General features: G+C 50.9%; 19 protein-coding genes and 1 pseudogene. 11 read left to right on the top strand and 9 right to left on the bottom strand.

What is annotated here, in order from left to right; translation table 11 throughout:
* The 6 genes and pseudogenes from B5D52_RS10665 to B5D52_RS10635 all read right to left on the bottom strand — a co-directional run.
* Window positions 1–577: tyrosine-type recombinase/integrase (locus B5D52_RS10665; protein WP_078689198.1), on the bottom strand; the 577-nt coding region annotated here is incomplete at its 3' end.
* Between the two features lie 172 nt (window positions 578–749).
* Complete coding sequence (locus tag B5D52_RS10660; protein ID WP_016148585.1) at window positions 750–8,354, bottom strand: S-layer homology domain-containing protein; 7,605 nt, start codon at window positions 8,352–8,354, stop codon at window positions 750–752.
* 432 nt (window positions 8,355–8,786) lie between these two features.
* A pseudogene (locus B5D52_RS16845) lies at window positions 8,787–8,966 on the bottom strand (IS3 family transposase); the annotation flags it as partial.
* Window positions 8,967–9,825: 859 nt separating this feature from the next.
* On the bottom strand, window positions 9,826–10,497 hold the full coding sequence (locus B5D52_RS10645; protein WP_016148587.1) for an HD domain-containing protein: 672 nt from the start codon (window positions 10,495–10,497) through the stop codon (window positions 9,826–9,828).
* 17 nt (window positions 10,498–10,514) lie between these two features.
* Window positions 10,515–11,885 (bottom strand): PhoH family protein, encoded by a 1,371-nt coding sequence (locus tag B5D52_RS10640; protein ID WP_016148588.1) that lies wholly within the window; start codon window positions 11,883–11,885, stop codon window positions 10,515–10,517.
* A gap of 374 nt (window positions 11,886–12,259) precedes the next feature.
* Window positions 12,260–12,364 carry an S-layer homology domain-containing protein gene (locus B5D52_RS10635; RefSeq protein WP_016148589.1) on the bottom strand — a complete coding sequence of 35 codons (105 nt, stop codon included), beginning with the start codon at window positions 12,362–12,364 and terminating at the stop codon, window positions 12,260–12,262.
* Between the two features lie 365 nt (window positions 12,365–12,729).
* Between B5D52_RS10635 and B5D52_RS10630 the strand changes: the two genes are divergently transcribed.
* The 4 genes from B5D52_RS10630 (at window position 12,730) to B5D52_RS10615 (ending at window position 17,073) form a co-directional block, all read left to right on the top strand.
* On the top strand, window positions 12,730–13,569 hold the full coding sequence (locus B5D52_RS10630; protein ID WP_016148590.1) for a carbohydrate ABC transporter permease: 840 nt from the start codon (window positions 12,730–12,732) through the stop codon (window positions 13,567–13,569).
* Between the two features lie 42 nt (window positions 13,570–13,611).
* Window positions 13,612–14,853, top strand: a complete 1,242-nt coding sequence (locus B5D52_RS10625; RefSeq protein WP_016148591.1) for an extracellular solute-binding protein — start codon at window positions 13,612–13,614, stop codon at window positions 14,851–14,853.
* 102 nt (window positions 14,854–14,955) lie between these two features.
* Window positions 14,956–15,849 (top strand): carbohydrate ABC transporter permease, encoded by an 894-nt coding sequence (locus tag B5D52_RS10620; RefSeq protein WP_016148592.1) that lies wholly within the window; start codon window positions 14,956–14,958, stop codon window positions 15,847–15,849.
* A 45-nt stretch (window positions 15,850–15,894) separates the two neighbouring features.
* A complete protein-coding gene (locus B5D52_RS10615; protein WP_016148593.1) occupies window positions 15,895–17,073 on the top strand; it encodes an ABC transporter ATP-binding protein in 1,179 nt (392 codons plus the stop codon).
* Window positions 17,074–17,381: 308 nt separating this feature from the next.
* Here the strand turns inward: B5D52_RS10615 and B5D52_RS16750 are convergent, their stop codons facing one another.
* Complete coding sequence (locus tag B5D52_RS16750; RefSeq protein WP_330392174.1) at window positions 17,382–17,465, bottom strand: hypothetical protein; 84 nt, start codon at window positions 17,463–17,465, stop codon at window positions 17,382–17,384.
* Between the two features lie 713 nt (window positions 17,466–18,178).
* Here B5D52_RS16750 and B5D52_RS10605 point away from each other — a divergent pair.
* The 3 genes from B5D52_RS10605 to B5D52_RS10595 are packed head-to-tail and all read left to right on the top strand — an operon-like array spanning window position 18,179 to window position 20,535.
* Window positions 18,179–18,460 (top strand): DUF960 family protein, encoded by a 282-nt coding sequence (locus B5D52_RS10605; protein WP_016148594.1) that lies wholly within the window; start codon window positions 18,179–18,181, stop codon window positions 18,458–18,460.
* A gap of 14 nt (window positions 18,461–18,474) precedes the next feature.
* On the top strand, window positions 18,475–19,587 hold the full coding sequence (locus B5D52_RS10600) for an amidoligase family protein (RefSeq protein ID WP_016148595.1): 1,113 nt from the start codon (window positions 18,475–18,477) through the stop codon (window positions 19,585–19,587).
* Window positions 19,588–20,535, top strand: a complete 948-nt coding sequence (locus B5D52_RS10595) for a class II glutamine amidotransferase (RefSeq protein ID WP_016148596.1) — start codon at window positions 19,588–19,590, stop codon at window positions 20,533–20,535.
* A 154-nt stretch (window positions 20,536–20,689) separates the two neighbouring features.
* On the opposite strand, the gene B5D52_RS10590 is transcribed toward B5D52_RS10595, so the two are convergent.
* Together B5D52_RS10590 and B5D52_RS10585 are read right to left on the bottom strand one after the other, a co-directional pair.
* Window positions 20,690–22,672, bottom strand: coding sequence for a hypothetical protein (locus B5D52_RS10590; RefSeq protein ID WP_016148597.1), 1,983 nt, complete (start codon window positions 22,670–22,672; stop codon window positions 20,690–20,692).
* A gap of 129 nt (window positions 22,673–22,801) precedes the next feature.
* Window positions 22,802–23,311, bottom strand: a complete 510-nt coding sequence (locus B5D52_RS10585; protein WP_016148598.1) for an ABC transporter permease — start codon at window positions 23,309–23,311, stop codon at window positions 22,802–22,804.
* Between B5D52_RS10585 and B5D52_RS10580 the strand changes: the two genes are divergently transcribed.
* The 4 genes from B5D52_RS10580 to B5D52_RS10565 all read left to right on the top strand — a co-directional run bounded on the left by B5D52_RS10580 (window position 23,219) and on the right by B5D52_RS10565 (window position 26,309).
* Window positions 23,219–23,653, top strand: a complete 435-nt coding sequence (locus B5D52_RS10580) for a substrate-binding domain-containing protein (protein ID WP_078689200.1) — start codon at window positions 23,219–23,221, stop codon at window positions 23,651–23,653. The two genes, B5D52_RS10585 and B5D52_RS10580, sit on opposite strands and share 93 nt — an antisense overlap.
* Before the next feature lie 370 nt (window positions 23,654–24,023).
* A complete protein-coding gene (locus tag B5D52_RS10575; RefSeq protein ID WP_016148600.1) occupies window positions 24,024–24,272 on the top strand; it encodes a hypothetical protein in 249 nt (82 codons plus the stop codon).
* Window positions 24,265–25,932 carry a hypothetical protein gene (locus B5D52_RS10570; RefSeq protein WP_016148601.1) on the top strand — a complete coding sequence of 556 codons (1,668 nt, stop codon included), beginning with the start codon at window positions 24,265–24,267 and terminating at the stop codon, window positions 25,930–25,932. Before B5D52_RS10575 ends, B5D52_RS10570 begins: the two co-directional genes overlap by 8 nt.
* A gap of 38 nt (window positions 25,933–25,970) precedes the next feature.
* The gene (locus tag B5D52_RS10565) at window positions 25,971–26,309 is read left to right on the top strand and encodes a hypothetical protein (RefSeq protein ID WP_143149428.1); all 339 of its coding nucleotides are present in this window, start codon (window positions 25,971–25,973) and stop codon (window positions 26,307–26,309) included.
* Window positions 26,310–26,412: the final 103 nt, after the last annotated feature.

The raw sequence follows: 26,412 nt of genomic DNA, 5'->3' as shown, positions 1-26,412 counted from the left end.
TCGTGAGAAAAATCTCACCGGAAACGGTTTTTTGTTTTTTTGCATACTTCAATAGCTTGCGGCACAGCTTATTCGGCAGTAAAATCACACGAATCTTACCCTTAAGCGCAATTTCCGCGCGTCCGGCTCTGGCAGTTTCAACCGTCAGATATTTGACCTCGGACACCCGGATTCCGGTTGCGGTAATGGCTTCCAGCAGCAGCGCAAGGCGCTGCTGTCCTTTGCGTTCGGCGGTTTGTACCATTCTTTCATACTCTGCACGAGTCAGCTCGCGTTCCTGACGACGGAACAATTTACGCTGGATGCGTAGCGTGCGCACCCGGCAATCCGAGCAGCCGATAAAGTCCAGAAATCGATTGAGTGCGACGATCATCGAGTTGACCGTTTCCGGTGCGTAGCCATCAGAGAGCAGCTGTGCTCTCCACGCAGAAACCTGTGCCTTTTCCAAAGATTTATCTGCCAACCAGCAAAAAAATTTGCGCACATCGCGCATATATTTCTCAATCGTACCCTCACTGCGCTCTTCCGCGCGAAGATAGTCAGCAAAGTCCGACAAATAACTTGTTTGATCCTGCATGATAACTTCTCCTGTTCTCATAAATATGAACTTATTATATCCATTTTACCGAAAAACTCGAAGGCATACAGCAGACTAAATCTCACTTGCTCCATAAAAGTGATGCTACAGTGATAAAAAAGAGGCTGACTCGGAAGTCAGCCTCTCTCAAGAAGGAAGAAAATTGTATAATTTACTTTGCAATATTCTCGCAGAAGCGCATCAGGATTGCTGCCACCTGTGCGCGGGTTGCATTGCCTGCCGGGCTCAGCGTGGTGGTGCTGGTACCGGTAATCAGACCTGCACCATTTGCCCATGCCATTGCATCGGTTGCATAAGCGCCAACGGTTGCAGCGTCGGTGTAAACGGACAGATCAGCCTTTGCCGATACATCGTAGCCCTTGAACTGTGCATAGCGGTACAGGACTGCTGCCATTTGCTCACGGGTGATTGCGTTGTTCGGTGCAAAGGTGGTTGCATCGATGCCAGAGACGATGCCGTTCTGAGCAGCCCAAGCTACTGCGTTTGCGTAGTACTGATCAGCTGCAACGTCGGTGAATGCAGTCGTGTCGGTAACGGTCAGCTCATTCTCCAGACGGTACAGAATAGTTACGATCATGCCGCGGGTGGTGGTCAGGTTCGGGCTGAAGGTGGTCTCGCTGGTACCGCTCATCAGGCCGTTCTCATACACGTACTGAACTGCGTCAGCGTACCAAGCATCAGACGCTACATCTATAAAATCTGTCGCTTCACCCGCAGCCAGAGGTACATCATCTTCTTTGATTTCTTCAGTAGCAGCATCATCGTCATCACGATCGGACGTAGTGCTGTCATCTGCTTCCGGATGCGATGCACCTCCGTCATGGTCGTTCTCTGCATCATCATCGGTGTTATCCTGTACTTTCTCCCATGCCGCGGTTACGATAACATCCGCGTCAGGCATCACGAAAGTTGTCTGCGCAGCGGCTGCGTTGGCAAAGGTCACATTCGTACCATTCCAACCCGCAAAGATGTATCCATCACGGGTACCAGCAGAAATATTGACCGTTTCGCCCGGCGCATACGTGCCTGCGCCGCTATTTTGGGCATAACTTCCATTTACCGTAACCCTGTGCTCAGTGACAGGAATTTCCTGAGCAGGCACTGTAATTTGTACGGTGCTGGTATTGCCGTAAGCATCCTGAATGTGCACGGTATGCACGCCGCTTTCCAGTTTGGTACCGGATACATAGGCAGTCTCAGAACCGTCAATAAATACCGTGTACTCGCTCGGTATGGTGATTGTATTGCCGTCTAATGTACCGCCATCCACTACACCGGCAATGACCGGTGTCTTTTTGAGGAGATCGACCGTAAACGATGCTGTCATCTCTTCATGTCCCTGAATGCGGAATTGATAGGTGGTCTGATTGACCGTCTCGGTGGCCGGTACGGTGATCGCTTCGGTGCACACTGTCCACTGATTTCCGTCGGTGCTATACTCAATGGTACCAGTCAGACCAGCCTGAAGCGCTGCCGTAATCGTCACATCCTGATTGGTCTTGGTGTTCTCGGCATACACCTGACCGCCTGCGGTTGCGCTGACCACGATGGGATCGGTGATCGCCTCGAAAGAAGCGTTCACGGACAGATCGCTCATAACCGTCGTGGTGCTGCCCGATACAAAGTCCTCTCCATTCACCTGAAGAGTATCCAGTCGATACCCGTAATCTGGAGTCGCGGTGATGGTCACTGCTGTGCCGCGAGTAAAGGTTGCCTCACTGCGCATGGTCATCCGATTAAGCGCCTGCGCGGCCATGATGCTGCCGCCCACTGGCGTTTCCCAGCTTACACTATATTGAGGTACAACGATCTTGAGCGTATTGGTGTTGCCGTAGGCATCAGACAATACTAAGGTATGCTCGCCGCCAGTAATATCGCTGCCACTGGTGTAAGATACATCGTCCACCGTAGCCGTCAGGCCCTCGGGCAGCGTGATGGAGTTGATACACGGTGCGTCTTTATTGACCGGCAGTTCCTGGCCATCCGTAATACCATCGATCACAGGCGTTACCTTAGAAATATCCACCGCAAAGGAGGCTTGCTTGTCGGTCTGGTCCTGTTGGTCGGTGTACGCAAAGGTGTAGGTATTGTACAGCGACTGACCATCCTCCACATTTACAGTAACAGGAGCGGTATAGGTCTGCCATTCACCGCCGTTCATCTGATAAGAGATTTGCTTGCCGCTCTCTCCGGTAACGGTAATGGTGACATCCTGATTGGTCTTAACGCCGGTTGCAATGGACTGTCCGTCCGAAGTTTGCGCGGATACGCTTAACGCATTGCGTACCTTTTCAAAGGTGACGGTTTTGGTCGCCGCAAGGCCGGTCGCCTTGCCGTTGTAGAGCAGAGCGGCGGTCAGTTCCACCGCACCGCCCGCCTGCGTTGTGCGGTGGAGGGTGCTGCCTGCCAGATAGGCACCGCTGCCGGTCACAGACCAATCTACAGTATAGCCCTCGGGCAGAGTGTCCAAACCGGTGCTCAGGTTGTAGGTCTTCTGGGTGTCCGATTCGCTGAAAGCATCGTCGCCGCTGATCGCCAAATCAACACAGGTAATCTCAATGGTATCGGATACGCCCGAAGGAGCGGTTGCCGTGATGGTAACCATACCAGCCTTGTTGGCGGTAATTACGCCGTTCTCATTCACAGTGGTAATATCAGTATTGCTGCTCTCCCAAATCAGCTTATTGTTAAGCGCTGTATAAGGGAAGGTACTGGACTTGAGCGCCAGCGTGCTGCCCACCGACACGACAGGAATGTTTGCCTTAACCTGTACCTGTGTTACAGGATCGTTGTTATACTGCTGTACCGGAGACAGCAGCCACAGATTACACCATGCACCGCCGCCTACGATGTTTCCGCTTCGGGCCTGATCGGTCAGCTTACCGCCGTAGACCACGCGCAGCTTGGCGTATACCTGCTGCACACCGGTTTGGGTCAACTGGGCAGTCATGCGGTTATCGGTCAGGGTGTATCCCCGGCCGCTGCTGTCAGCCTTGTTCAGCGCAATGTTTGTGTTCAGCTTGCCGCTTTCGTTGGCTGCCAGCTCCTCGAGGGTTGCAGGTGCCGCAGCGATGGAATAGATGCCCGCAGCATTCTGATGCGCCTGAGCGACATACAAACCGGTAGTATCTACCGCCATGTCCAGACTGTTGTTCGATTCCACGTTCAGCGCAGACACGGTTACACCGTTCTGTCCCATCAGCTGCGCGGTACCGCCTACATAGATGGCCGGTTTTTCGTTCCAGCCGTCGTCACCCGTCCATTCGGTCCACAGACATACGTTGGCATCCGACTGCACCGTGCCGCCGCTGAGGTAGACATCACCTTGGGCGTTGATAGCAGAAGCCTGCGTCTGCGCATTGTGAATCGTGCCGCCGGTCATGGTCAGCTCGCCCACATTGTGTACGCTCTGGACATTACCCGAGGTAATGGTGATATCACCCGCGCTGTAAACTGCCTGAATATTGTCCTGATCGGTGTTCACAGTGCTGCCAGCAATCACGATGGTATCAGAAACGTTGCCCGTGTAAACGGCCTCCCGATTACCGTGAATCAGACCGGTACCGTTGAGGTAGATTGCGCCGGTGCTGCCCTGCGGAATCACGATGGCATGGCCGGAGTCTACGGCATTGCCCGAATTTGTTCCCTTGAAGGACGCACCATTTGTCAGGGTCTGACGGATTGCGGTCGAGCCCTGCGTAATGAGCGTGCCATTCTGAATGTTTATGAGGTTGATGGGGGTGATATCGGCCTTTTTGCCGCCCTCTTGGCTCTTAAAGTCCACATCCTTGAGTACGACTGTCGCGCCATTTGTGATGGTCAGAATGCAGCGCTCCCAGACATTTCCCTGACCCTCGATGGTCACCGAGTGGTTGATGGTATATGCCCAGTTACCGTCCTTGGTGTTGATCTGCTGACCGATCCAGTTTTTCTCATAACCACCAAAGGTGCACGTGCCATTGAGAATAATTTTGCTGACAGAGGTATTATTTAGGGCGTTGCGCAGCTCATCGCCGTTATTTACCGTGACCGTGCTGCCAGTGGTGCCGGTCTTCAGCATTTCGATCATCTTCTCTGCGTTTTCCAGCACGGACAGATTGGTAACCTGTGCCTGCTCTTCGGCACTCAGAGCGTTATAATCATCCCGTGCTGCCTGCACGGCAGCCTCATCGTCCAGCGTAATATTGGTCGGCAGGGCGTTGATCTGCTCTACTACCAGCTGCGCCGGAGTCTTGGCAGCCTCATCGCTCTTGCAGATGGAAAAGCTGTCGTATACCTCGCCGTCCTCGGTGTAAGCCGTATAGTACAGGCTGTCACCCTCGATCTCAATGCCGCTGTACACAGACTGATAGGGCTGGCCTTCCTTTTTGCTCTCAAAACCGAAATCTGCGCTGCTGTCAAATTCGTAATACTTGACACCACTGGTAGAAGGAATAACAAACACTGTACCGGACGGGTTGGTCGTCTGCTGATAGGTCACGCCATCCTTCTGGATCGTGGTTGTATTGGAAGCGTTATCCACTTCTTCGCCATTGCTCAGGAACGGGGTACGCAGATAGGTGTGGTCATGTCCAGACAGCACCAGATCGACGTCGTACTGTGCACAGAACGTATCCAGCGCCTCGCGCAATGCCAGTACGTCGGATTCATCACCGTGCGGGCCCTTGGAGTAGGGTGCCTTGTGCGTCAGCACAATGAGCCAGTCGGTGTCGGCATTCTGTGCCACACCAGCAGCCCACTCCAGCTGTGCCTGACCGACCGCACCGTCTCCGTCGTTTGTGTTGAGAACAATAAAGGTCGCGTCCTCATACTCGTAAGCGTAATACAGTCCGGTGCTGTCATCCTGCTCAGGAATATTCAGATTGTAATGCGCTCGGATGGCATTGGGCAGATCGCCCTTCTCCGAACGGGCTTCATGGTTGCCCGCTACCGGAATGACAGGCAGCGTCTGCATCTCATCGGTATCCAGTACCCACGTCCAATAGTTTTCATTGATACCATCATCGACAATATCGCCCAGATGGGTGATAAATGCAGCATCGGAGAACGTCTCCTCAGCCTGCGCCAAGGTATCGTTATAGTGTTCATAGTCGCTCTCGGTAGAGCCCTGCGAGTCAGCTACATTGATAAAGGTAAAGCCGTCTTCTTCGTTGTCACTTTGCAGCAGCACCGGCTCGCTCCACAGTTCGCCATATGCTTCACTGCTGGTACCTACACGATACCAATAATCCTGATTTTCTTCCAGTGATACCGTCGCCGTGTGGCGTTCCGCGTCGATGATATCGTAGGTCGTGACCAAAATCAGGTTGAGCTTTACCTTGGCCTTCTGCACTTGTTCGCTGGTGGCCGAAGTGCTGATGACTTTCTCCCCGGACTCCATCGCATTCTCTGCCTGCTGGGCGTTGGCAATGCCGTCCGCCTTTACCAGCTGCACGGTACCTTCGGTGATATCCGTACCGGTATACCAAGAGAACGTACGATTGGTTTCTGGATTTGCAGTGTCCAGAGAGACGGTAATCTGATACGGCAGCGTGCCGTTCTCCACAGAGGGATCGCGCACCGCCTCACCGGTATAGGTCAGCACGGCAGGTGCGCCGTCTACTACGTCATCCAGTCCGTCTTCATCCTCGATAAAGCCGGAAATCATATTATCTACAACACCGCCGACGCTGGTAAAAAAGCTGTCGGACAGGTATTCGGTAATCAGGCCGTTCAGGATCTCCTCGATGTCAACATTAAACTGGTCGAGCAGCGTTGCAACGGTCGGCGTTTCACTACCGAACACGGCCTTAACCGCGTTAAACCAAAGCACATTGCGCCCAAACAGTGTGTCCAGATCTACGGTCAGGCTGTTGGTCACATCGTTGATGAAACCATAGATGGAGACGTCTTCCGGGTACACATCGTCGGGTCTGCCCTGAATGATCTCCATAACACGCTCCTCAAGCAGCGCACCGTCAGCCAGAACCGCCAGACCTTCTTCCTGCCAGTCCTCAAGCTCCAGAACATCCTCGCCCGCGTTGTGGCGCTGGAACATGGCACGAACCAGATCTTCCAACGTATGACCATCGGTCTCATCCACGATCACAGTATTGACCGCATCCACGATGAGCTGATCCAATCGCTCGTTCAGTTCGCCGCCTTCAATGTATTTGGCTTCAAACTGATCCAGTACGCTCTGCACCTCGGTCTTGATGCCTGTATTACGGATGGTGAAGCTGCCCAGCACGCCAGCCACACCGCTGGTCGGATTCAGGTGAACACCGTCACCCTCTCCCCAGTTGTCTACGCTTCCCTCGGAAGAATAGGTAATGGTCAGCTTGCCGACCGAACCGCCCAGATCAACGACCATTTCTCCGCTCAGAATGCCCGGCAGCGCGTCAAACAGCGTTTCGTACAGGTCAATACCAACAATATCTTCCGCCGCCTGCGGTACATCGGCCAGCTGATCCAGATAGCGATCGGCATAACGATGAATCAACTTGACGGCGAATGCGTCGCCGTACATGGCCTCTGTCATGTATTCGGCAACATTAACCTTCTCGGTATGGGTGATCTCACCATTCGGCGCGTCTAAGCAAGCGTTCATTGCCGCCTGCTCCACACTGACGGAGGAAACTTCCAGTTCCTCTTCTATCTTGTCATCGTTTTGGGTACGAGTAGCCTCTACCATACGGTAAGGCGCCGGATAGGCAACCAATCCGCCGGTCTCCAGATCATAAATGGTATTGCCCGATGCCGTGGTGTAGCTGGCAATATCATTTTCATGCATATGACCGGTGAAAACCCAGCGCAGACCAGCATCGGCCAGCGTCTTGACCAGCGTGTTGTTCACATCCGCTGTGTAGCCGCTGTCACCGCTCTGGATCTGCACACGATCGGTGATAAATTCGGTTTCACTGGTCGTGTTATGCGTCAGCAGCGGATGATGCATGCCTGCAATGACAGTCACCCCGGCTTGCTCACACTTGTCCAACTGCGTCTTGATCCAGTCCAGCAGATCATCGGAAATCATGCCCTTGCCGTTGCCCCAAGCCTGATCCTTACCGTTAAAATCCTCGGTATAGATCTCGGTATCGATCATCAGGAAGGCATAACCGCTGTTGGTCACCGCCAGATAAGACAAACCGCCCTGGCAGTCGGCAATGCCGTCATCACCCAGATCCTCCACATAGTACTCGATGGAAGCTAGCGTACCATTAGAAGCAGCCACGGTTGCATCCTCATCATAGCCCATCGAAGCATAAGTTTCGCGGAAATCAGCCTCAGTCGTCCACAAATCACCCGAACCGTTGTCCTTGATCTGCTCATCGCTCTCGAAGGTCATGGCGCTGCTGTTATACAGGTCATGATTGCCCGGGATGACCAGCACTGTGACGCCAGCCGCCTGAAGACGCGCCATCTGCTGTGCAAAGCCTTCATGGCTTGCCAGCTCACCCTCGCTGGACAGGTCGCCCGTGACCAGCAGGACAGACGGCAGATTGCCCTCTTCCAGCATCTGATCCACCGCACCGGTGGTCAGCGCCTCGCCTTCGCCCATCAGGCGCAGGTCGCCGCTGATTTGGTTTTGATAATCTTCTGCACGCGTTCCATTATATTCCGTTGGAAAATAATGCGCGTCGGATAATACACCAAATGTCAAAGTTTGTGTCGTATCTTCCTCATTCGCCAATGCGGTTGGACAAAGCCCAAACAACATGGTAAATGCAAGAAATGCACTGACAAAACTTCGACATTTCTGCTTTGCGATCGTCATAATGTACCTCCTCTTGTGAAATCGCCTCAGCTAGTGTATCACAGTACAATAAAAGTAATTTTTCTGCCCGCAAATTTCTAGTAAATTTTTTTCCTAAATTGTGTATATTTATGATACATTTTCACGCATAAACCAAGCACAGTGCATAAATCTATTTTCCTATTTTAGTACAAAACTACCAGCTTTTTTATTAACAGATGTTAATTCTTACCTTGCAGTTTTGGGAAAAAACTGTTTTTTTATTAGCCGACCAAAGATTTCTCATGGTGTAAAAATTGTGCACACAGTACGTAAAATGCAGGCGGCCATATGCGCCAAGGTAAAATCTAAGTTTATCCCCAAAATGCAAAAATCCCGCCTAAAGACAGATGTGAACTGCCCCACATTGTGCGGACAGCACAAAAAAGAGTCCCTGGTAGGAAAGATTGAGTTTTAAGTGGAGCGGCGTCGCGCAAGCGGCGCCTCTCCAGTTTTTAACTGGATACGCTCATAATAGTAAAAGTGAATATAGCGGTCAATCATCCCATTGGCCTCTGAGAAGGTAGCTGGCTTATGCCGGTAAATGCACTCTATTTTGAGGATGGAGAAGAAATTTTCTGCCAATGCGTTGTCATACGGATTTCCGAGAGCAGATCATACTTCTTCATGACCCGCAGAGTAATTTTGGGATTGCACAAAATCCCGCAGCAGTTCATTTTCCATACCAAGCCGCTGAATCTCATAAGCCTGCTCGGCCACAATATCTTTCGCTGCTGTATTTTCCTCGGCCGTCCTTTCGGTCGCGGTAGGATTCCGACTTCCAGTTTTCGCTCCTTTCTGCGCTCCCGTGTCAGCAATTGTTTTACTGCATACTTATCCCGAAAGCCGTAGTATTTTGCCACTTCCCGCTGTGTTTTCTCCTCTAGCAGCAGCGCTTGAACGTGTATGTAATTTCGTTTACTCATAGCAATACCCCTGACGTAGTCTATTTCCCTACATCAGGGGATGTTTTGTCACTGTCCATTTTTACTGGATCTGTTCATATCGCACTTGCCCACAAAAGGAAAGCAGAAAAAGGGTTACTTTCATCAGCCATTTGGTTGAATATAGATTGGAATGTGATCGAGCCTGTCGGTTTCCAAATGAAATAGTCTATATCGTGCAAGCTCACGCACTCAGGCACTGCCAATCCAAACATTCGCTGTTTTCGCTTGTCACAATGTGTCTGTTTTTTTCTTTAGTGATTCTCAAATGCATTCTCTCACATGGTTTTTACATTTTAAAATATATAAATATTAAAACTATATAAATGGAGAACGCCATTGTTTTGGCACTGTCAGAAACCTTTCTTGGGTTGCTCCCGCTACACGAAAACGAAACCTGGCGCTTATGAACGCCAGGCCCTCTCAAAGTTCTTAACTTCCATTCTACACAGCAATTATGGGACTTCGAGCTCAATTCCTGTTGCACTTAGTTTGACAATTCACTCACATCAGCACATTTTATGTCCGTTGGCATTCATACGAAATTTGAGTCCGAGCACTTCTGCTGCTCGCTTGCACATGAGCATCCGCTGCAAAAAAATCTCGAAATAATCCAAAATGGAACAGATGTCCTCGTCCAGTTCAATCTCGAGCTGGATGACCTTCTTTTCCATCCGCACATTCAGATCAGCAGCTATGGCTGCATAGTTGACGCGGTCGTGCTTGTCAAACCGCGCCTTGACCCGGTTGCGCACGCGATTACGGCGTACATCACTCTTATCCGCCAGAATAACCGCCGCGGAAATCGGATCGACTGCGGTGCCGGTCTTTTCATCATGCTGGCCGATCGCGGACACCACACACGCAACCTCGTCCGGTAACATTTCCAACCCGCGCAAAATCTGAAACGCAAGCAGCGCTCCGCTATGCGCATGATCGACGCGATTGACACAGTTGCCGATGTCATGCATATATCCCGCGATCCGTGCCAACTCGCACACGCGCTTGTTATGTCCGAGAGCCGACAGAATATCCCCTGCACCTGATGCGACTTTGCAGGCGTGTTTCTTCGAATGCTCGGTGTATCCCAGTACACCAAGCATATCATTACCGCGCTCCATCAGCGCAGTTATTTCAGGATTGTGTTTAATTTGCTGATATGTAATGATTTGCTGCTCCATAAATGACGCTCTCCTGTTTATAATCTATGAATGGCATCCATTGCCAGCGATGAGCGCTCACACTCCTCTGCCGTCAGTGCCAACTGCCAGCACAATGGGCTTCCCTGCATATGTGCCATGGCATAGCTCAGTCCGTTGGTGCGCTCGTCCAGATACGGTCGGTCAATCTGCCCCGGATCGCCAAGCAGAATGATTTTGGTACCTTTGCCCGCGCGCGTAATGACCCCCTTTACCTGTGACGGGGTCATATTTTGCGCTTCGTCGATGATCAGATAGGTCTGGGCGATCGACCGGCCGCGAATGAAATTCAGCGCTTCCGCTTGAATGATGCCTCGTGCAAAAATCTCACGAATCTTATCCTGCAACTCGGCTTCGTTGCGGTAACGCTCGGCATCGTTTGAATCAATCAGCTGCTCAAGGTTATCCATCACAGGCCGCAGCAGCGGAGAGATTTTCTCCTGCTCATCTCCCGGCAAAAAGCCAATGTCCAGATCAAACTGCGCATTCGGACGGCAAATGAGAATGCGGCGATACTCATTTTTGTCTTCGCACATCAGCTTTTCCAGTCCGACTGCCAGCGAATAAAACGTCTTGGCTGTGCCCGCCATGCCGCGCACAATGACCAACGGCGCGGTTTCTGCCGGCTGCATGAGCGCTTCCTGCAGGAAATACTGTCCCGCCGAGCGCGGCTTTACCCCGTAGGGCGTGCATTTTCCAAACTCGAGCGCCACAACCTTATCGCCGCACACTCTGCCAAGCTGAGACTTTTTGTGTGACTGGTCGGCGTGCAGCACGACAAACTGATTGGGCGTAAAAACAGGTCGGGTGATATTGCCCTCTGCGTCTGCCTGATACAGCTCCTCACACGAAATACCTCGTTTGCGAAATTCCTTGAAGCGTGCCTCTGGTGCAAAACATTCCAGACGACCCGTATAATCCATACCGTTTGCCGGTGCCTGCTCGGTTGTAAAATCCTCCGCTGTAAGCGCGAGCATCTGCGCTTTGAGCCGCAGCAGAATATCCTTGGTCACCAGTACAATCTGTCCACCCTGTTCCTGCAAGCCCTTGCACACACGCAAAATACGGTTATCCTGCGTACGATCAGACAGTGTATCCGGCAGCTCGACATCTACACAGTTGGCCTCGACGCGCAGAGTTCCTCCGCTTGCGATCGGTACCCCTGCAAGCAAATCGCCGCGGCACCGATACCCTTCCAGCGCACGGATGACCGCACGGGCATTTGCGCCGCGCTCACCGTCGGCCTTCTTTAATCCATCCAGTTCCTCGAGCACTGCAAGCGGCAGCACAAGATCATTATCTTCAAAGCAGTCCAGCGCATAAGGCGCCTGAATCAGTACATTGGTATCCAGTACATAGGTTTTTCGCATTGATACTCTCCTGTTCCCGGCAAAAAACGCAAAACCAGACCCCCTTATTGGGAGTCTGGTCTATTTTCGCCTGTTATTCGTCCGTTTGTCTGCATTCCTTACACCCCTGTTGAGGTTATCCAGCTTCATTATAGCACGCACCAGTTGACTTTCAACGGAATCTAGATAAGAAGTAAGTAAAGATCCTGCAACAACCAATTGAATGGAGAACGTGCTGCCGAAAAAACATCATTCATTTGACCATTGCACTGGAAATATCGAAGTTATACAGCAGATAAACTCACGCTCGATCTATAAAAATAAGCCATACGCCATGAAAAAGAGAAGCTGACCCAAAGATCAGCTTCTCTCAAAAAGGAAAAAGATTGTGTCATTTACTTTGCAATATTCTCACAGAAGCGCATCAGGATGGCTGCCATCTGCTCGCGGGTAATTGCATTGTTCGGGGCAAATGTGGTCTCGCTGGTACCGCTCATCATGCTGCAGGAAAGCCCTCAACATGAAAAAGCAGAAGCGGATCTGCGTGTTTTCTGTTCTTAGGCGCGTAAGGCACACCCCAAAAATGCCGGGACGATCAAAGGCGAAACAGCTGATTTTTTACGGTGAAAAAATAACCATAAAAGTTGCATAGACCACTATGAAAACCAGAAAAATGTCGTTTTTTCATTGAATAAAATCAAGAAAAATCCGGTGTAATTCAAAGAAAAAAGAGGGTATATTGCAACTTTTCCCCGCTGATTTTAACATAATTTTACAAAAATTTCCAATAAATTTGATTGTGTTTTTGTAACGTGATTTATATACTTCATAAGTACTGAATTCTTGCTAAGGGGAGGAAAAAAGGATGAAAAAAACAAAATGGGCAGGCACCATCGGCAAGGCAATCGGATGCATCGTTCTGCTTGCCGTTACACTGTTCCCGATCTACTGGCTGATCGCCATGTCGATCCGTCCGACGGATGAGATGAAAGGTCAGATCAGTCTGATCCCGCAATCACTCACCGGGGAGCATTTCACCCAGTTGTTCGATGCCGAGGGCTTCGGCCAGGCTATCATCAACAGCGCACAGACCACATTGGGTTCTCTGGTCATCTCGCTTCTGGTCGGTATCTGTGCAGCGTACATCATCGCACGCCGTCGCTTCCGCTTCGGACTCAAGCAGCCCCTGACCTACTGGGTACTGCTGGTTCGCGTACTGCCGCCGGTCGCTTTCACCATTCCGCTGTACATCATGTTTAACCGCTTGGGCATTCTGAACACCAAGCTGCCGGTCATGCTGGCCTGCGTGCTCATCAATGTCCCTCTCATCATCTGGTTCCTGATCAGCTTCTTCCAGGATCTGCCTGAAGAGGTTGAGGAGAGCGCCAAGGTGGACGGTGCGACCGAATGGCAGCTGTTCCGGCAGATCGTTCTGCCGCTGGTCGCTCCCGGCATCGCGGCAGTCGCCATGCTGTCGTTCATGTACGCCTGGAACGAGTACACCTATACCGTTATCTTTACGCGCAGCGCAGTCAACAACACCGTACCGCTGGCACTGGCGCTGCTCAACACCGAAGACAGTCTGACAAACTTCGGTCTTGTCGCTGCCGGCGGCGTGATCTCGGTCGTTCCGATCACCCTGTTTGTTATCTTTGCCCAGAACTACTTGATCTCTGGTCTTTCAAGTGGCGCGGTCAAGGAATAATCACAAAATATTATAAATGTTTGTAAAAGTGGAGGAGAAGAAATGAAAAAACTGTTCGCTTCGTTTTTGGCGCTGACTACCGCAGTCAGCCTGACCGCCTGCGGCGGCGGAGACAGCCAGACTGCTCAGAGCGGTGACGACGGTCAGGGCGAGACCCTCAACCTCATCCTGCGTGCAGGCACGTATGCCGACGTCATCAAGGAGTGTCTGCCGGCATTCGAGGAAGAGCATAACGTCAAGTGCGAGGTGCAGGAGCTGTCCGAGTCCGACCTGTACTCGGGTATCGCGCTGGATGCCATCAATGCCGATGGTTCGTATGACCTGTGCATGGTAGACGGTTCCTGGATGGCTGAGTTCACCGAAAACGGTGTGCTGGCAAACCTGTCCGAGCTGGGCTACTCGCTCGACGACGACATCATCCCCGCAACGACTTCGATCTGCTATGTCGATGACGACGTCTATCTGGCACCCTACTACGGCAACGTGACCGTTATGATGTTCAATAAGGCTAACGTTGAGGCAGCCGGTTACGATGCAAGCTCCATCGAGTCGCTCGACGATATTCTGGAGATTTGCCAGAAGGCACAGGCTGACGGCAAGAAGGGCTTCATCTACCGCGGCGACGGTCAGAACAATCTGGTCGTTGACTTTCTTCCCATCCTGCTGTCCTACGGCGGCTGGGTCGTAGACGAAAACAACCAGCCCACGGTCAACACCGAGGAATTCAAGAACGCAATGAACTACTATCTGGAGCTGATTGCGACCGGTGAGGCACAGGTCAAGGATGACCTGATCGCGTCGATCGATACCGGTGCGGGCACCATGGGTGTCGGCTGGCCGGGTTGGTACACCCCCACCGCAGATTCCACTGCTGATTACATCGCACTCAAGGGCACGGCAACCGATAGCAGCGAGGCTTATAACGCAAACGTCTACGGTATCTGGACCATCGGCATCCCGGCAAACAGCCAGAACAAGGAACTGGCAACCGAGCTGCTGACCTACCTGATGGACCCCGCGGTTCAGAAGTCCACAGTTGCATCGGGCGGTGTACCCTGCCGTTACTCCAGCCTGCAGGACCCCGAGATCCTCAAGACCTATCCGCAGTATGAAGTTGTCTGCCAGGCACTCGAAAGCGGCGTATACCGTCCTGTCATTGCAGAGTGGACTCAGTTCTACACCACGCTGGGCACCGAGATGGACAACATCATCAACGGCGTGAAGACGGTCGACCAGGGTCTGGCCGATGCACAGAGCCAGCTTGAAGAACTGATGGCAGGCTAAGCGTCTGCATCGTACATGTTAAAGCGGTCGGGAGCCGCGAGGTCATCCCCGGCCGCTTTTGTTATGAATCCGGATCTCTCTGACACGAGTGAGGTTGCTGATATGAGAAGAAACAAACAATTAAGCAATGCGGATGTGCAGACGCGCCGGTTCGGCCTGTCCATGATCTCGCCGACCATCGTGGTCCTGCTGATCATGACCGCCTATCCGCTGCTCTTTACGCTGTTTTACAGCTTTACCGACTACAACCTGCTGCGCAACCTGCGTCAGCCGGCTGAATTTATCGCACTGAAAAACTACACCGACCTGCTGACCGACCCCTACTTCCAGCAATCCATCTGGAACACGGTCAAGTTCACCATCCTGGCTGTGATCTTCGAAATGCTCATCGGCTTTGCCGTGGCACTGTTCGTCAACAGTCTGCGCCGCGGCCAGAAGGCCATGCGCACCCTGCTCCTGCTGCCCTACCTGCTGCCGACAGTCACCGTCGCGCTCAGCTGGCGCATGATGCTCTCGCCCAACTACGGCATCGTCAATCAGGTACTGCAAACGCTGGGTCTGCCGGTGTTCAACTGGTTCTCTGACATCAAGACCGCATTTGGCATGCTGGTTCTGATCGACGTCTGGCAGAGCGCCCCCTTCGTATTCCTGCTGCTGTACGCGGCCTTGCAGTCGGTCCCGCAGAGCCAGTACGAAGCCGCACGCATCGACGGCGCGAGCCGCATCAAAATCCTGTTTTACGTCACCATCCCCAACATCAAAAACAGTCTGGCACTGTGCGCACTGCTGCGCACGATCGACAGCTTCCGTCTGTTCGATAAGGTCAACCTGCTGACCGGCGGCGGTCCCGCAAACAGCACATCCACCATCACCCAGTATCTCTATAACTACGGTATCTCTTCGCTGGATTTCGGCTTTGGTTCGGCCGGCGCCATCGTGATGACCATTCTGGTGCTGATCCTGTCCAGCGTTTACATCAAACGCGCCATCCAGTGATGCCGCCAAGGCGCAGACCTACCATCAAGAGGAGGAAATGCCAAAATGGCACAAGTCATTCTGAAGAATATAAAGAAAGTGTACCCGCACCACGAGTCCAAGAAGAAAAAGAAGGGTGCAGAGGACAAGCAGCTCTCGCTGCAGGTGACCGACGAAGGTGTCGTTGCCGTGCAGGCCTTTGATCTGGACATTCAAGACAAGGAATTCATCGTTCTGGTCGGCCCGTCGGGCTGCGGCAAGTCCACCACCCTGCGCATGGTCGCCGGTCTGGAAGATATCTCGGGCGGCGACCTGTACATCGACGGTCAGCGCGTCAATGACGTTGCGCCCAAGGACCGAGACATCGCTATGGTCTTCCAGAACTACGCGCTGTATCCCCACATGAGCGTACGCGAGAATATGGCCTTCCCGCTCAAACTGCGCAAGGTTGCAAAGGACGAGATCAACCGCCGCGTTGAGCAGGCCGCTGAGATCCTAGGCATCACCCAGTACCTCGACCGCAAGCCCAAGGCGCTGTCCGGTGGTCAGCGTCAGCGCGTCGCCATCGGTCGTGCGATCGTGCGCGAACCAAAGGTGCTGCTGATGGACGAGCCGCTGTCCAACCTAGACGCCAAGCTGCGCAACCAGATGCGTGCCGAGCTGATCAAGCTGCGCCAGCGCATCAACACCACCTTTATCTATGTCACCCACGACCAGACCGAGGCAATGACCCTGGGTGACCGCATCGTTATTATGAAGGACGGCGTCATCCAGCAGATCGGCACTCCGCAGCAGGTATTCGACCATCCCGCCAACCTGTTCGTCGCCGGATTCATCGGCATGCCGCAAATGAACCTGTTCGACGCGCAGCTGGTATGCGAGGATGGACAGTACGCGGTCAAGCTCGACCGTGTACAGGTCGTATTGTCCGATGCCAAGCAGGAGAACCTCAGCCGCAAGCAGGTCAAGCCCGGCCCGATCATTCTGGGCGTACGCCCAGAACATCTGCAGCTGACCGGCGAAGCCGAGCAGATGCTGCACGGCACTGTAGAAGTCAGCGAGATGATGGGCAGCGCCGTACACGTCCACCTGCACGCATACAATCGGGATACCATCTTGATCGTACCCACCGACAAGCCGGAAAACCCGGTCTCCTTCCCCTACGGCAGCAAGGTTTGCTTCACCTTCAACGGCAGCACAGCGCACCTGTTTGACCCGGACACCCAGAAAAATCTGGAGCTGTAAGTCCACAAAAAATTGTGCCCCTGAGATCAAAAAAACCGGTCTCAGGGGCTTTTTTACGCGGGGTCAGCGTGTATCTGTCTCCGTACATCCCGCCAAACATATCAAAAGGAGCCAGCACACAGTCGCTGACTCCTTCTTCCGCCCAAAAACAACCCGCATTTTCAAAAAGCTCCAACACGACATTAACTGACACACCGGCTCCACGATTTAGACATGCTTGTGGTTATACGTAACAAATGCGTCTACCTTCGACTGCGATGCACAGCCCTGCAAAAATGATTGTCAAAGAAGGCATCCACCAGCAGTTCTCAGGTCTTGTCACCAGTTGTAAAAGCGCCCATACAAATGATGTTCGCATCATTGCTCAGACACGCACGCTGCGCTGAATACACGTCAGATACCACTGAGATACTCCATGCTGCACCAACATAATCTTACTCTGCTAGTGCATTATCAACGCTGTGTGAAGCAATCGGTTATAAAATCGATTCATTTCCAAGTTCGTTTCAAGCAGAGTTTGAATAACATCCAGAGGAATTATGAGCAATGTACTTGTTTCCAATGCTTTAATGCAGAGTGGAGTGGGCATATTCAAACCCTAGCACGATATAACCTGTGTTTCTGGTATAAAACCAAAGTAATCCGTAATTTCTTTGCCGTTTAGATCAAAGAAGAAACCTCTTAACAGCCATCCATCAGAATATGAACCTGTCAATATCTCCAATATCCTGTATGATTTCACCTTTCTATACATGCTTTATCTCTCCGTTGTTTTGCCAATCATGCAGCAATTAAGGATCCGTTATGCCTAATTCTTTCGTGCAAAATCCATCTATATTCATACGATATCCTCCTACCTTTTGACTACATTATACATGGTTTGTTTTTCGGCTGTATTAACTTATGTTAATGCAACAGGGGCAAAATGGTTTATTTCTCTGAATGTCTTATGTGTAGGTATATACGGATACATAAATGACACGTATTCCACCAAACAACTAACGATTTCTGATGTGAATCTGAGCCAATATCATATACATATTATAACGATGAAGCCGAAGGAGAAATCCTTCGGCTTTTACTATTCTATAAGGAGCTGATCCAGATGAAACCCCGTTACATTACCCGTGGTATTCAGACCACCATTCCGCCTTGGCTGCAAACACTTCTGTGGTACATGCGCGACAGCATGGAAGTGCCCGAGCGGGATTACTTGCAAATCTTCCGATTATCCTGTGATGGCGACCGCCAGCGCATTGAGCATATTCAAGAGCAGCCAGAGTACAAGCATGTTGTCGAGATTCCGGGCGAACAGCCTGTTGATGCCAAAGTCTACATCATCGAAGATCCCGATCACATCACCATGCTGTTGGCAGAAGAATATTAAAGGAGGACTGCATTATGAACGATCATTTTTATGTCTGTGAGCGCTGCGGCGAACGAGTCCCGGTGGATGCCTGCACGATGGTTGCAGACACGATTTTGTGCCCGGACTGCGTGGACACATACACGACGGTCTGTGATTGTTGCGGCGAGCGTCTGTTCTTGTCGGACGATCAGGGAGACGAAAACATCACTCTGTGTGAGCGTTGCTACGAACGACACTACACACATTGCGAACGCTGCGGGCGTGTCATTTCGTACAGCGATGCCTACTACGAAGATGACGACGAGGACGAACCGCTATGTTATGATTGCCTGCAAGCTCGTTTGCAGCAAACAACGATCCACGATTACAGCTACACACCACGGCTGATTTTTCACGGCGAACGCAGCAATGAACGTTTCTTTGGCGTGGAACTGGAGATCGACGGCAACGGCAAGAGCCGCAAGAATGCCGGTGAAATCCTGAATGTCGCCAACGAGGACGCGCAGAATCTGTACATTAAAAGCGACGGTTCGCTGGACTGTGGCATGGAGCTGGTCACGCATCCGATGACCTTGCAGTACCATATGGAACAGATGCCATGGAAAAACGTCCTGCGTAAGGCGGTCGGGCTTGGTTATCTCAGCCACCGCACTACAACCTGCGGACTGCACGTCCACATCTCCCGTGCAGCCTTCGGAGAGAATGAACAGGAGCAGGAACTGTCGATTGCTCGACTGCTATACTTCGTCGAGAAATTCTGGACTGAGCTGCTGCGATTCTCCCGACGCACCGAGCGGCAGATCAACCGCTGGGCAGCACGATACGGCATGAAATTATCGCCGAAAGCTGTGATGGAATCGGCGAAAGACTCCCGTGCCGGACGATATACCGCGGTCAATCTGACAAACGAGGACACTGTCGAAATCCGGATTTTCCGCGGCACGCTCAAATATAATACCCTAATCGCCACGCTGCAGTTGGTCAATGCCGTCTGCGACGTGGCTGTTTTATTGTCTGACGAGGAGCTGCAGGAGCTGTCCTGGCATGGATTCCTTGACCGGATTCACGAGCCGGAGCTCATTCAGTACCTGAAAGAGCGCAATCTGTATAAAAATGACCCGATTGCTTACGAGGAGGACGATTAAATGTGTAGCTTATTCGGATTGATTGACTATCAAAATGTCCTGACAACACGGCAGAAAAACCGGATTTTGCAGGTGCTTGGCAAGGAATGCGAGGTGCGCGGCACGGACGCGACGGGAATTGCCTACAACTTTGGCGGCAGCATCAAGGTCTATAAGCGCCCGCTCGCCGCACATAAGCTAAAGTTCCATGTGCCTAATGGTGTGAGTGTCATCATGGGACACACCCGACTTGCCACCCAAGGCAGACCGGCAGACAACTACAATAACCACCCTTGGTCGACTGGCTCTTTCGCCTTGGCGCACAACGGCGTATTGTGGAACGACAGAGAGCTTCGACAGACCGAGAATCTTCCGGATACCCGGATCCAGACCGACAGCTATGTCGCTGTGCAGCTGCTCGAACAGCAGAAAACCCTGGACTTCACGACCATCAGCACGATGGCGGAGAAGATCCAGGGTTCTTTTGTATTTACGGTGCTCGACCGAGACGACAACCTGTATTTTGTTCGTGGCGATAACCCGCTCGCGATCTTTGATTTCGACGGATTCTACCTGTACGCCTCGACCGAAGAAATTCTGCGGCAGGCGATGCGTAAGCTGCACCTGCATCACCGGGAAGAAATCCATACCGAAGAGGGCGATATTTTGAAGATTGATCAAGCTGGCCAGTGTAGCTTTGCACACTTTAATCCAAATCGCAGTTTCGAGCACTTTTGGCGCAATCCTCGGTTTCGGATGCTTTCGTGGCTTGATGAAGTGGACGAGCCGGAAGCGATAGACGGGCAGACTGATCTGCTGATTCAGGCCGCGAAGTCCATGGGCGTGTCCGAAGATGAAGTGCTGGCGCTGCTCGATCTAGGATACGACCCGTGCGAAATCGAGGAGCTGCTCTATAATCCGGCGCTGCTGCACGAAGCGGCGGCCGAGTTGCTTTGCGCTTACTATTAATAAGGAGAGGAGATGAGCCTATGGGTCTGGGGACCATTCTGGTCGTGATCGGTGAGATCATCGACCTGCTGGAAGACGAGGACGACAGTACGGTCGAATGAAAGAATTGAACGCCGGGATGAGTCTAAATTGATTGGGCTCATCCCGGTTCATATTACAGAGGATACAGTTTCAGGAGCACCAGCTGTAAAATTTGAAAAATACGTTCACATACAAGCTGCTCAGCGCTGTCTATAAATTCGGATAAAACAGCCTGTTTTAATACGTGGTCTGCATAATGGAAGCTCTTTAAAGAAAGGGAGTTTATTTTTTGTTGTTTAGAACAAAATTGAAAGACATACTCTGCAAGTATAGCATTCCATCTACCAGCTGATCCTGTAGTGGAGGATTCGAAAGAATATCCACCTATACCGTGTGAAGTTTCAGCGAATTCGCTGAAACGATAAAAATCGGTAAAAAAAGCATGCAGCATGGAGAGATCCAGCTTCTGTGCAATGATCGTCCGAAGTTTTAAGATATCTTTTCGCAAATCAGAGTTATATACTGCAAGCGGTGCATCCTGCATTCCAAAATATTCGCGGAATCGTTCAAATGATTTGTGAATTAAGTTCGCACAAATGTAGAACACCGTCTTCTGCAGATAAAATTCCTTACGCATGGATTCGAATTCAGTAAGAGATTGATTAAAAGGCGTATGTAATGTGATAAGCCAAAAAGCAAGCTGATTTAAGTCATATTCATAACCGTATTGATGTAAAATCGTCTGTTGAATGGCATCATACTGCTGATCTGAGAAGTTATAGTCAGCTTGTCCGGACGCATTATTTATGATATCTGTCGGAAGTTCAACCGCAGAATATCCATTCTGGATAACGTTTGGATTTACCAGACCATACTGATAAATGATATGCAGCGCTTGTTTTAAGTCTCTCGCTTTATGAATAGCAGGATCATTGCTCAGACTCCGTGTCTGTGCACGAAAAATAGTGATGAATGCATTCAAGATTTCTCCCAACACAATCGCATCAGGACATGACTTGCAATTATATTGTTGCAATTCGGACTTGAACGAGGGGGTCTGCCAAGCCTTGTCACACATGTTAGCCGCTTCTATGACTTCTTCATTCGGCAAGTTAAGTTGCAGCTGATATTGTATCGCGGCCAACAGCCTGTGTGGATTTAGCTGGTATTGTACCGTTACATCCGGTAAGGTACCGAATGTAGTCATCAATGAAACGGTTGTATTCCATATCTCAGTAGCCAATGCAAATTCCTGATACGCCTCATAAGAGCTTTGAAACTCTCGCTTGGGATTTTTACGTACAAAAATGCTATCATTGTGTTTCAGATCTACATAAAATTCATCTGCTGTATAAATGTTGTGGTTTGATCTGATGGCGAAGAAGCAGAAGAGCGGTCCCAGCTGACGAATGACATAGTTTTCTTGGGCGATTCGATCGATGTTTTTGACTTTTTCACAAGGAATACGGTCGGATGGAATACCGTACTTTTTACAAAACATCGTGATAGAAGCGAACAACGGTTTAAAAAGAAAAGGTTCCGCACAGGATGAGGGTTCTGTAGGGAAATTCTGTTCTTGTGTTTTATGTTCCTTTAGTTTTCTGCGAATATCGAGGATGGTTAAGTACGCATTGCGCAAATCAATCATAGAAAAACCAAAAGCTTGGCAGTTTTCATGCGTTATTTTCCAACTATTTATAGCCGCGGCGCGTGATTTACAACCAGTCAGTGTGAAAACAGGAAATGTTTCATTGGGATCCAACGTATCAAATGGCTTTTCCTTGCTGCCAAAAATCTCGCTCCAACGCGGTGACATTTGCAGACCTACTTCATCGAAGAGGAAATCTTCATCACAGATCGTATAGGTCAAAAGCTGAAAAAGCGTTTGAAAATCTTCGGGAGGTTCTGCAAGTGAAGCATCGCACAGAGGCTCATCTTGTGTCAGAATATGCTCCAGTTTATCGCACACCTCCAGAAGCAGACAGTAGCGATTCTTCCAGTTGACGTTATATCGAGTGGAGTACAAACGTACTCGCTTAAAGAAATTATAAAGTGCGTCGGCAACATCCGGGGATGCGTTTGCCGGGTTTTGATACAGTGGAAGGAAATCAAACATCTGGATACCTCCATTCATGCATTTATATTTTTATTTTATCATAAAATGGGTACTCCAAACGACAAAAGATGCAGACCTTGTAAAAGGTCTGCATCTTTTTTATAAGGAGCGCGCGGAAACGATGATGTCTTATTTGTTTTCATTACGGGCACGCAGGGCCATCTTTGCCTGCAGATTTCTCTGGAACTGGTCAATAATAACAGCCAGAACAATAACCAGACCCTTGATAACCATCTGCCAGAATTCCGATACACCGCACATAACCATACCATCATTGATGACGCCAATGACGAATGCACCGACAATCGTGCCGCCGATGGTGCCGATACCACCAGCCATGGAAGTACCGCCCAGAACAGCTGCGGCGATCGCGTTCATCTCCCAAGATTCACCGGTAGCCGGGTGGGAAGCCGCCAGCTGAGAGGATGCGATAATACCGACCATAGCTGCGCACACACCCGAGATGATATAAACCAGAATCTTGACTCGATCTACCTTAACACCCGACAGCTTTGCAGCCTTTTCATTGCCGCCGATCGAGAATACATGCCAGCCAAACGAGGTACGCTTGAGCAGAATTGCGAAGCAGACTGCCATGACAATCAGGATGAGCAGGCCAACCGGGTTGCCTCCACGCAAGAGGGCGCTTACTATGATATGTCATCCTATTTGGATACTAAACCGCAATTGCCCACCGCTTTTTTCGCGGACAATGATATCATTGCGGTATCCTGTATGAGAGCACTCAAAGAACACGGCTACCGCTTGCCTGACGATATCTCTTTCGTGGGCTTCGATGACATGCCTCTATCGTATGTGGTCTCTCCCAAATTGACTACCATCCAAGTTCCCAAAGAAGCATTCGGACAACGTGCCGTAACCCGACTGTCTGAAAAGATCAAAGGTAAGGATGACATCTCTTTGAAGATATCGGTTAACCCAACATTGGTTATCCGTGACAGTTCCAAACAGCTGATTTGATGCTGGTTTGCACACCAAATTGATACCAACCTCTTCTTTCATACCCCCGTTTGCGCATTGCGTGCAGACGGGGGTATTTTCTGTGTAAAATCGTCTTACCCCAATCAAGCAATATTGAGAATCCCTGAATAAACCATTTGAACGCGATGGTGATAGAATCCTTGTCTCAAATACAGCAAATTTTTCTATCTTTTTTCAAAAAAGATCAAAAAAATCAACGCTATTTCTGAGGCACTTCATCTGCCATAATAAAGTCAGCTCATCGATGACGTTCACATCCGGCGATCGTGCACAAACGCCGGTATACATCAAAATCGCTGGGGGTTGTGGGTAGATCACCCCAGAACCCCCAGCAATGGAGGTAATATAAGTGAAAAAAAACGGAATTTGCGACTTCGTACCCGACTTTCCCGGGGGTAAGAAGGCACGCAAAGACATGGTCGTCAAGGTCGATCTGACCCCGTTGATGAGGCAGATGTACAACGACAATCTTGAAATGGCCGAGAAGCTGGGTCGGTTGGAAGCCCGGCTGGAAATGATGCAAAACAAGCCCACGGTCGAAATCGACCCGGCTGACATTGAAGAGATCGAAAACGAGGAGGAAAATGGGAATGGCTAAGGAAGTAACAGTTGTTGAAGGCCGCGGTTTGTACATCGGCAGCCGCATGATTTGCAACGGTATCCCGGAGATTGTACAGGCATACTATCGCCCGGGTAACTCTACCCCGTCGAATCTTCTCGTCCGCATCCGCATTGGCAGCTTGGTCGACCAATGTGTCGATGTCGCGGTGGGCGATCTCGGGTACAGGGCGCTGCACCGAGCCATTCCTCTGCTCCAGTGCGCATCGTCTCGTCACCGTGCCATGTTCGATACTTATTTGTTCGAAAAAATGCAGAAATTCCTCGAATCTCCCGAGAATTGCACCTCTAAAGCATACTATTTTGCCGAAAACGGCATCGTGCATCTCGGTGATGGAGCGACCTGCGTCATACTCGGCAATCGCGTCCTCGGATACAAGGGTAACCGGTGTATCGCTAAACCCATGTGTTCATGGAACGTCCCGTTCGGTACATCCGACGCGTGCATCATCCTGGCCAAAGTCCTCATGGATCAGCCATCTGCGGTGCTACTGACCACGGCGTACACGCTGCTGACCACCGTTCGCTCGGCAGTTATCGAGTCCGGCATTGACCTGCAGGCGGTTCTGTATATTACCGGTGCACAGGGTCTGGGCAAGACCACCCTTGCACGGCGTGTTGCCGGTTTCGTAAACAACGCCGACACCGACCGCCCGGCATTACTATTTGATGCCGGCAGTACGCTCGCTGCCACCCGGGACGCCATGGCCAGTGCACGCGACCTTCCGATCGTTGTGGACGATCTCTGCCTCTCGGCCAGCCGTGCCGCCCAGCAGCGGCGCAAAGATCTGGGTGCGCAACTCGTACGCGAAGCGGCCAATGTGACTGAAATCATCAAGAAAGCCCCCGGTGGACAGACAATGACGCTCCATAATGTTGCTGGCGTCATCATGACCGCAGAGTTCATGCTGGAGAATGCCTCGGATGTGACCCGCTGCGTAATGGCTCCCATTACACAGCCGCTGGACTTACCGGACGCACTGACTCCAAGTGTCATGGCAGGCGCGGTCGAGCTATTTCTGCAACATTATCTGCTCGATTCAGAAAATTCGCTGTGCCGATTACAGCATCTCCTGAAAAACAACGAGCAGATTCCTGCACTGCAAAACTGCCCCGAACAGCGTGTTCGCACCAACCTAACTGCACTTCAGTGGGCGTTTCAGGAGTTTGCAGCGATACTTGAAACGCACTTCAAACGCCACGATTTGGCACGCGATCTCATGCGGAAGTTTCAACATGCGCTCGCCGACTCGGTTGAGCAAACAAATGCAGCACTTGCCCGTGTGCGCAGTCTGACACCTGAGGGCAACATTGCCTACGTCTTGCTGAACGCATACCGTAAGCAGCAATTCAGCCTGATGCCAGAAGGTAAAAAGATCCGAAAACTGTTGAAATATGACGGTCTGCTGATCAAAAATAAGCTCTGCCTTCGTACATGTGCGCTCCAGCAATTAGTAAATCAGAGTCCCGGATACCGGGGTTGGACCCTCAATCGCATCGTTGCGGAACTTGTTTCCTACGGTGCATTGTGCATTCAAGAACAGGGAACCTATCAGATCAAGGTGTCCGATGACTCGGACGCTCTGCGGGTCTACTGTATCAAAATTGACGTTCTGGAACAAGCTGCAGAGCGTTATTGAGCGCAATTCCATGCGGTGCAGCTTGATGACTACACCGCATGGATTCTCAGACCTTCCAATCCGTTTTGGTGTATAAACCCGCTCAAAGCGGTGGAAAATATTGGTGTGGAGGTGAACGCCCATTGCAGATGCAGGTGAACGAAAAGACAAAAACCATAGAACTCTGGCTGACCCGTGCCGAGAAAAACGACCCGACTTTTCGTGCGTCACTCAAGCCGCTGTATCAGCAGTATACGGCACAGAAGTATCTTGTCGCGGTGTTCCTGTCCGGCGATGGCGATTTGTACCAGCAAACGCGCGATTTATTGATCTATAACCGCAAGCGCCTCGCCGAACAAGAAGTACAAAAGCAGCGTCAGTCAGCCATATTCATGTGATATCGGGCAGCAGCCAAAAACTGCTGCCCTGTTTTTTCACGCGGTGCTTGCAATTTACCGTAATCTATTTTACAATGTTATCTGTAATATAAATTCAAATTTT

Source organism: Butyricicoccus pullicaecorum DSM 23266 (genome assembly GCF_900167005.1).
GTDB classification, from domain to species: domain Bacteria; phylum Bacillota; class Clostridia; order Oscillospirales; family Butyricicoccaceae; genus Butyricicoccus; species Butyricicoccus pullicaecorum.
Note: the sequence above shows the minus strand (reverse complement) of the source record. Positions and strands in the feature narration are given on the sequence as shown.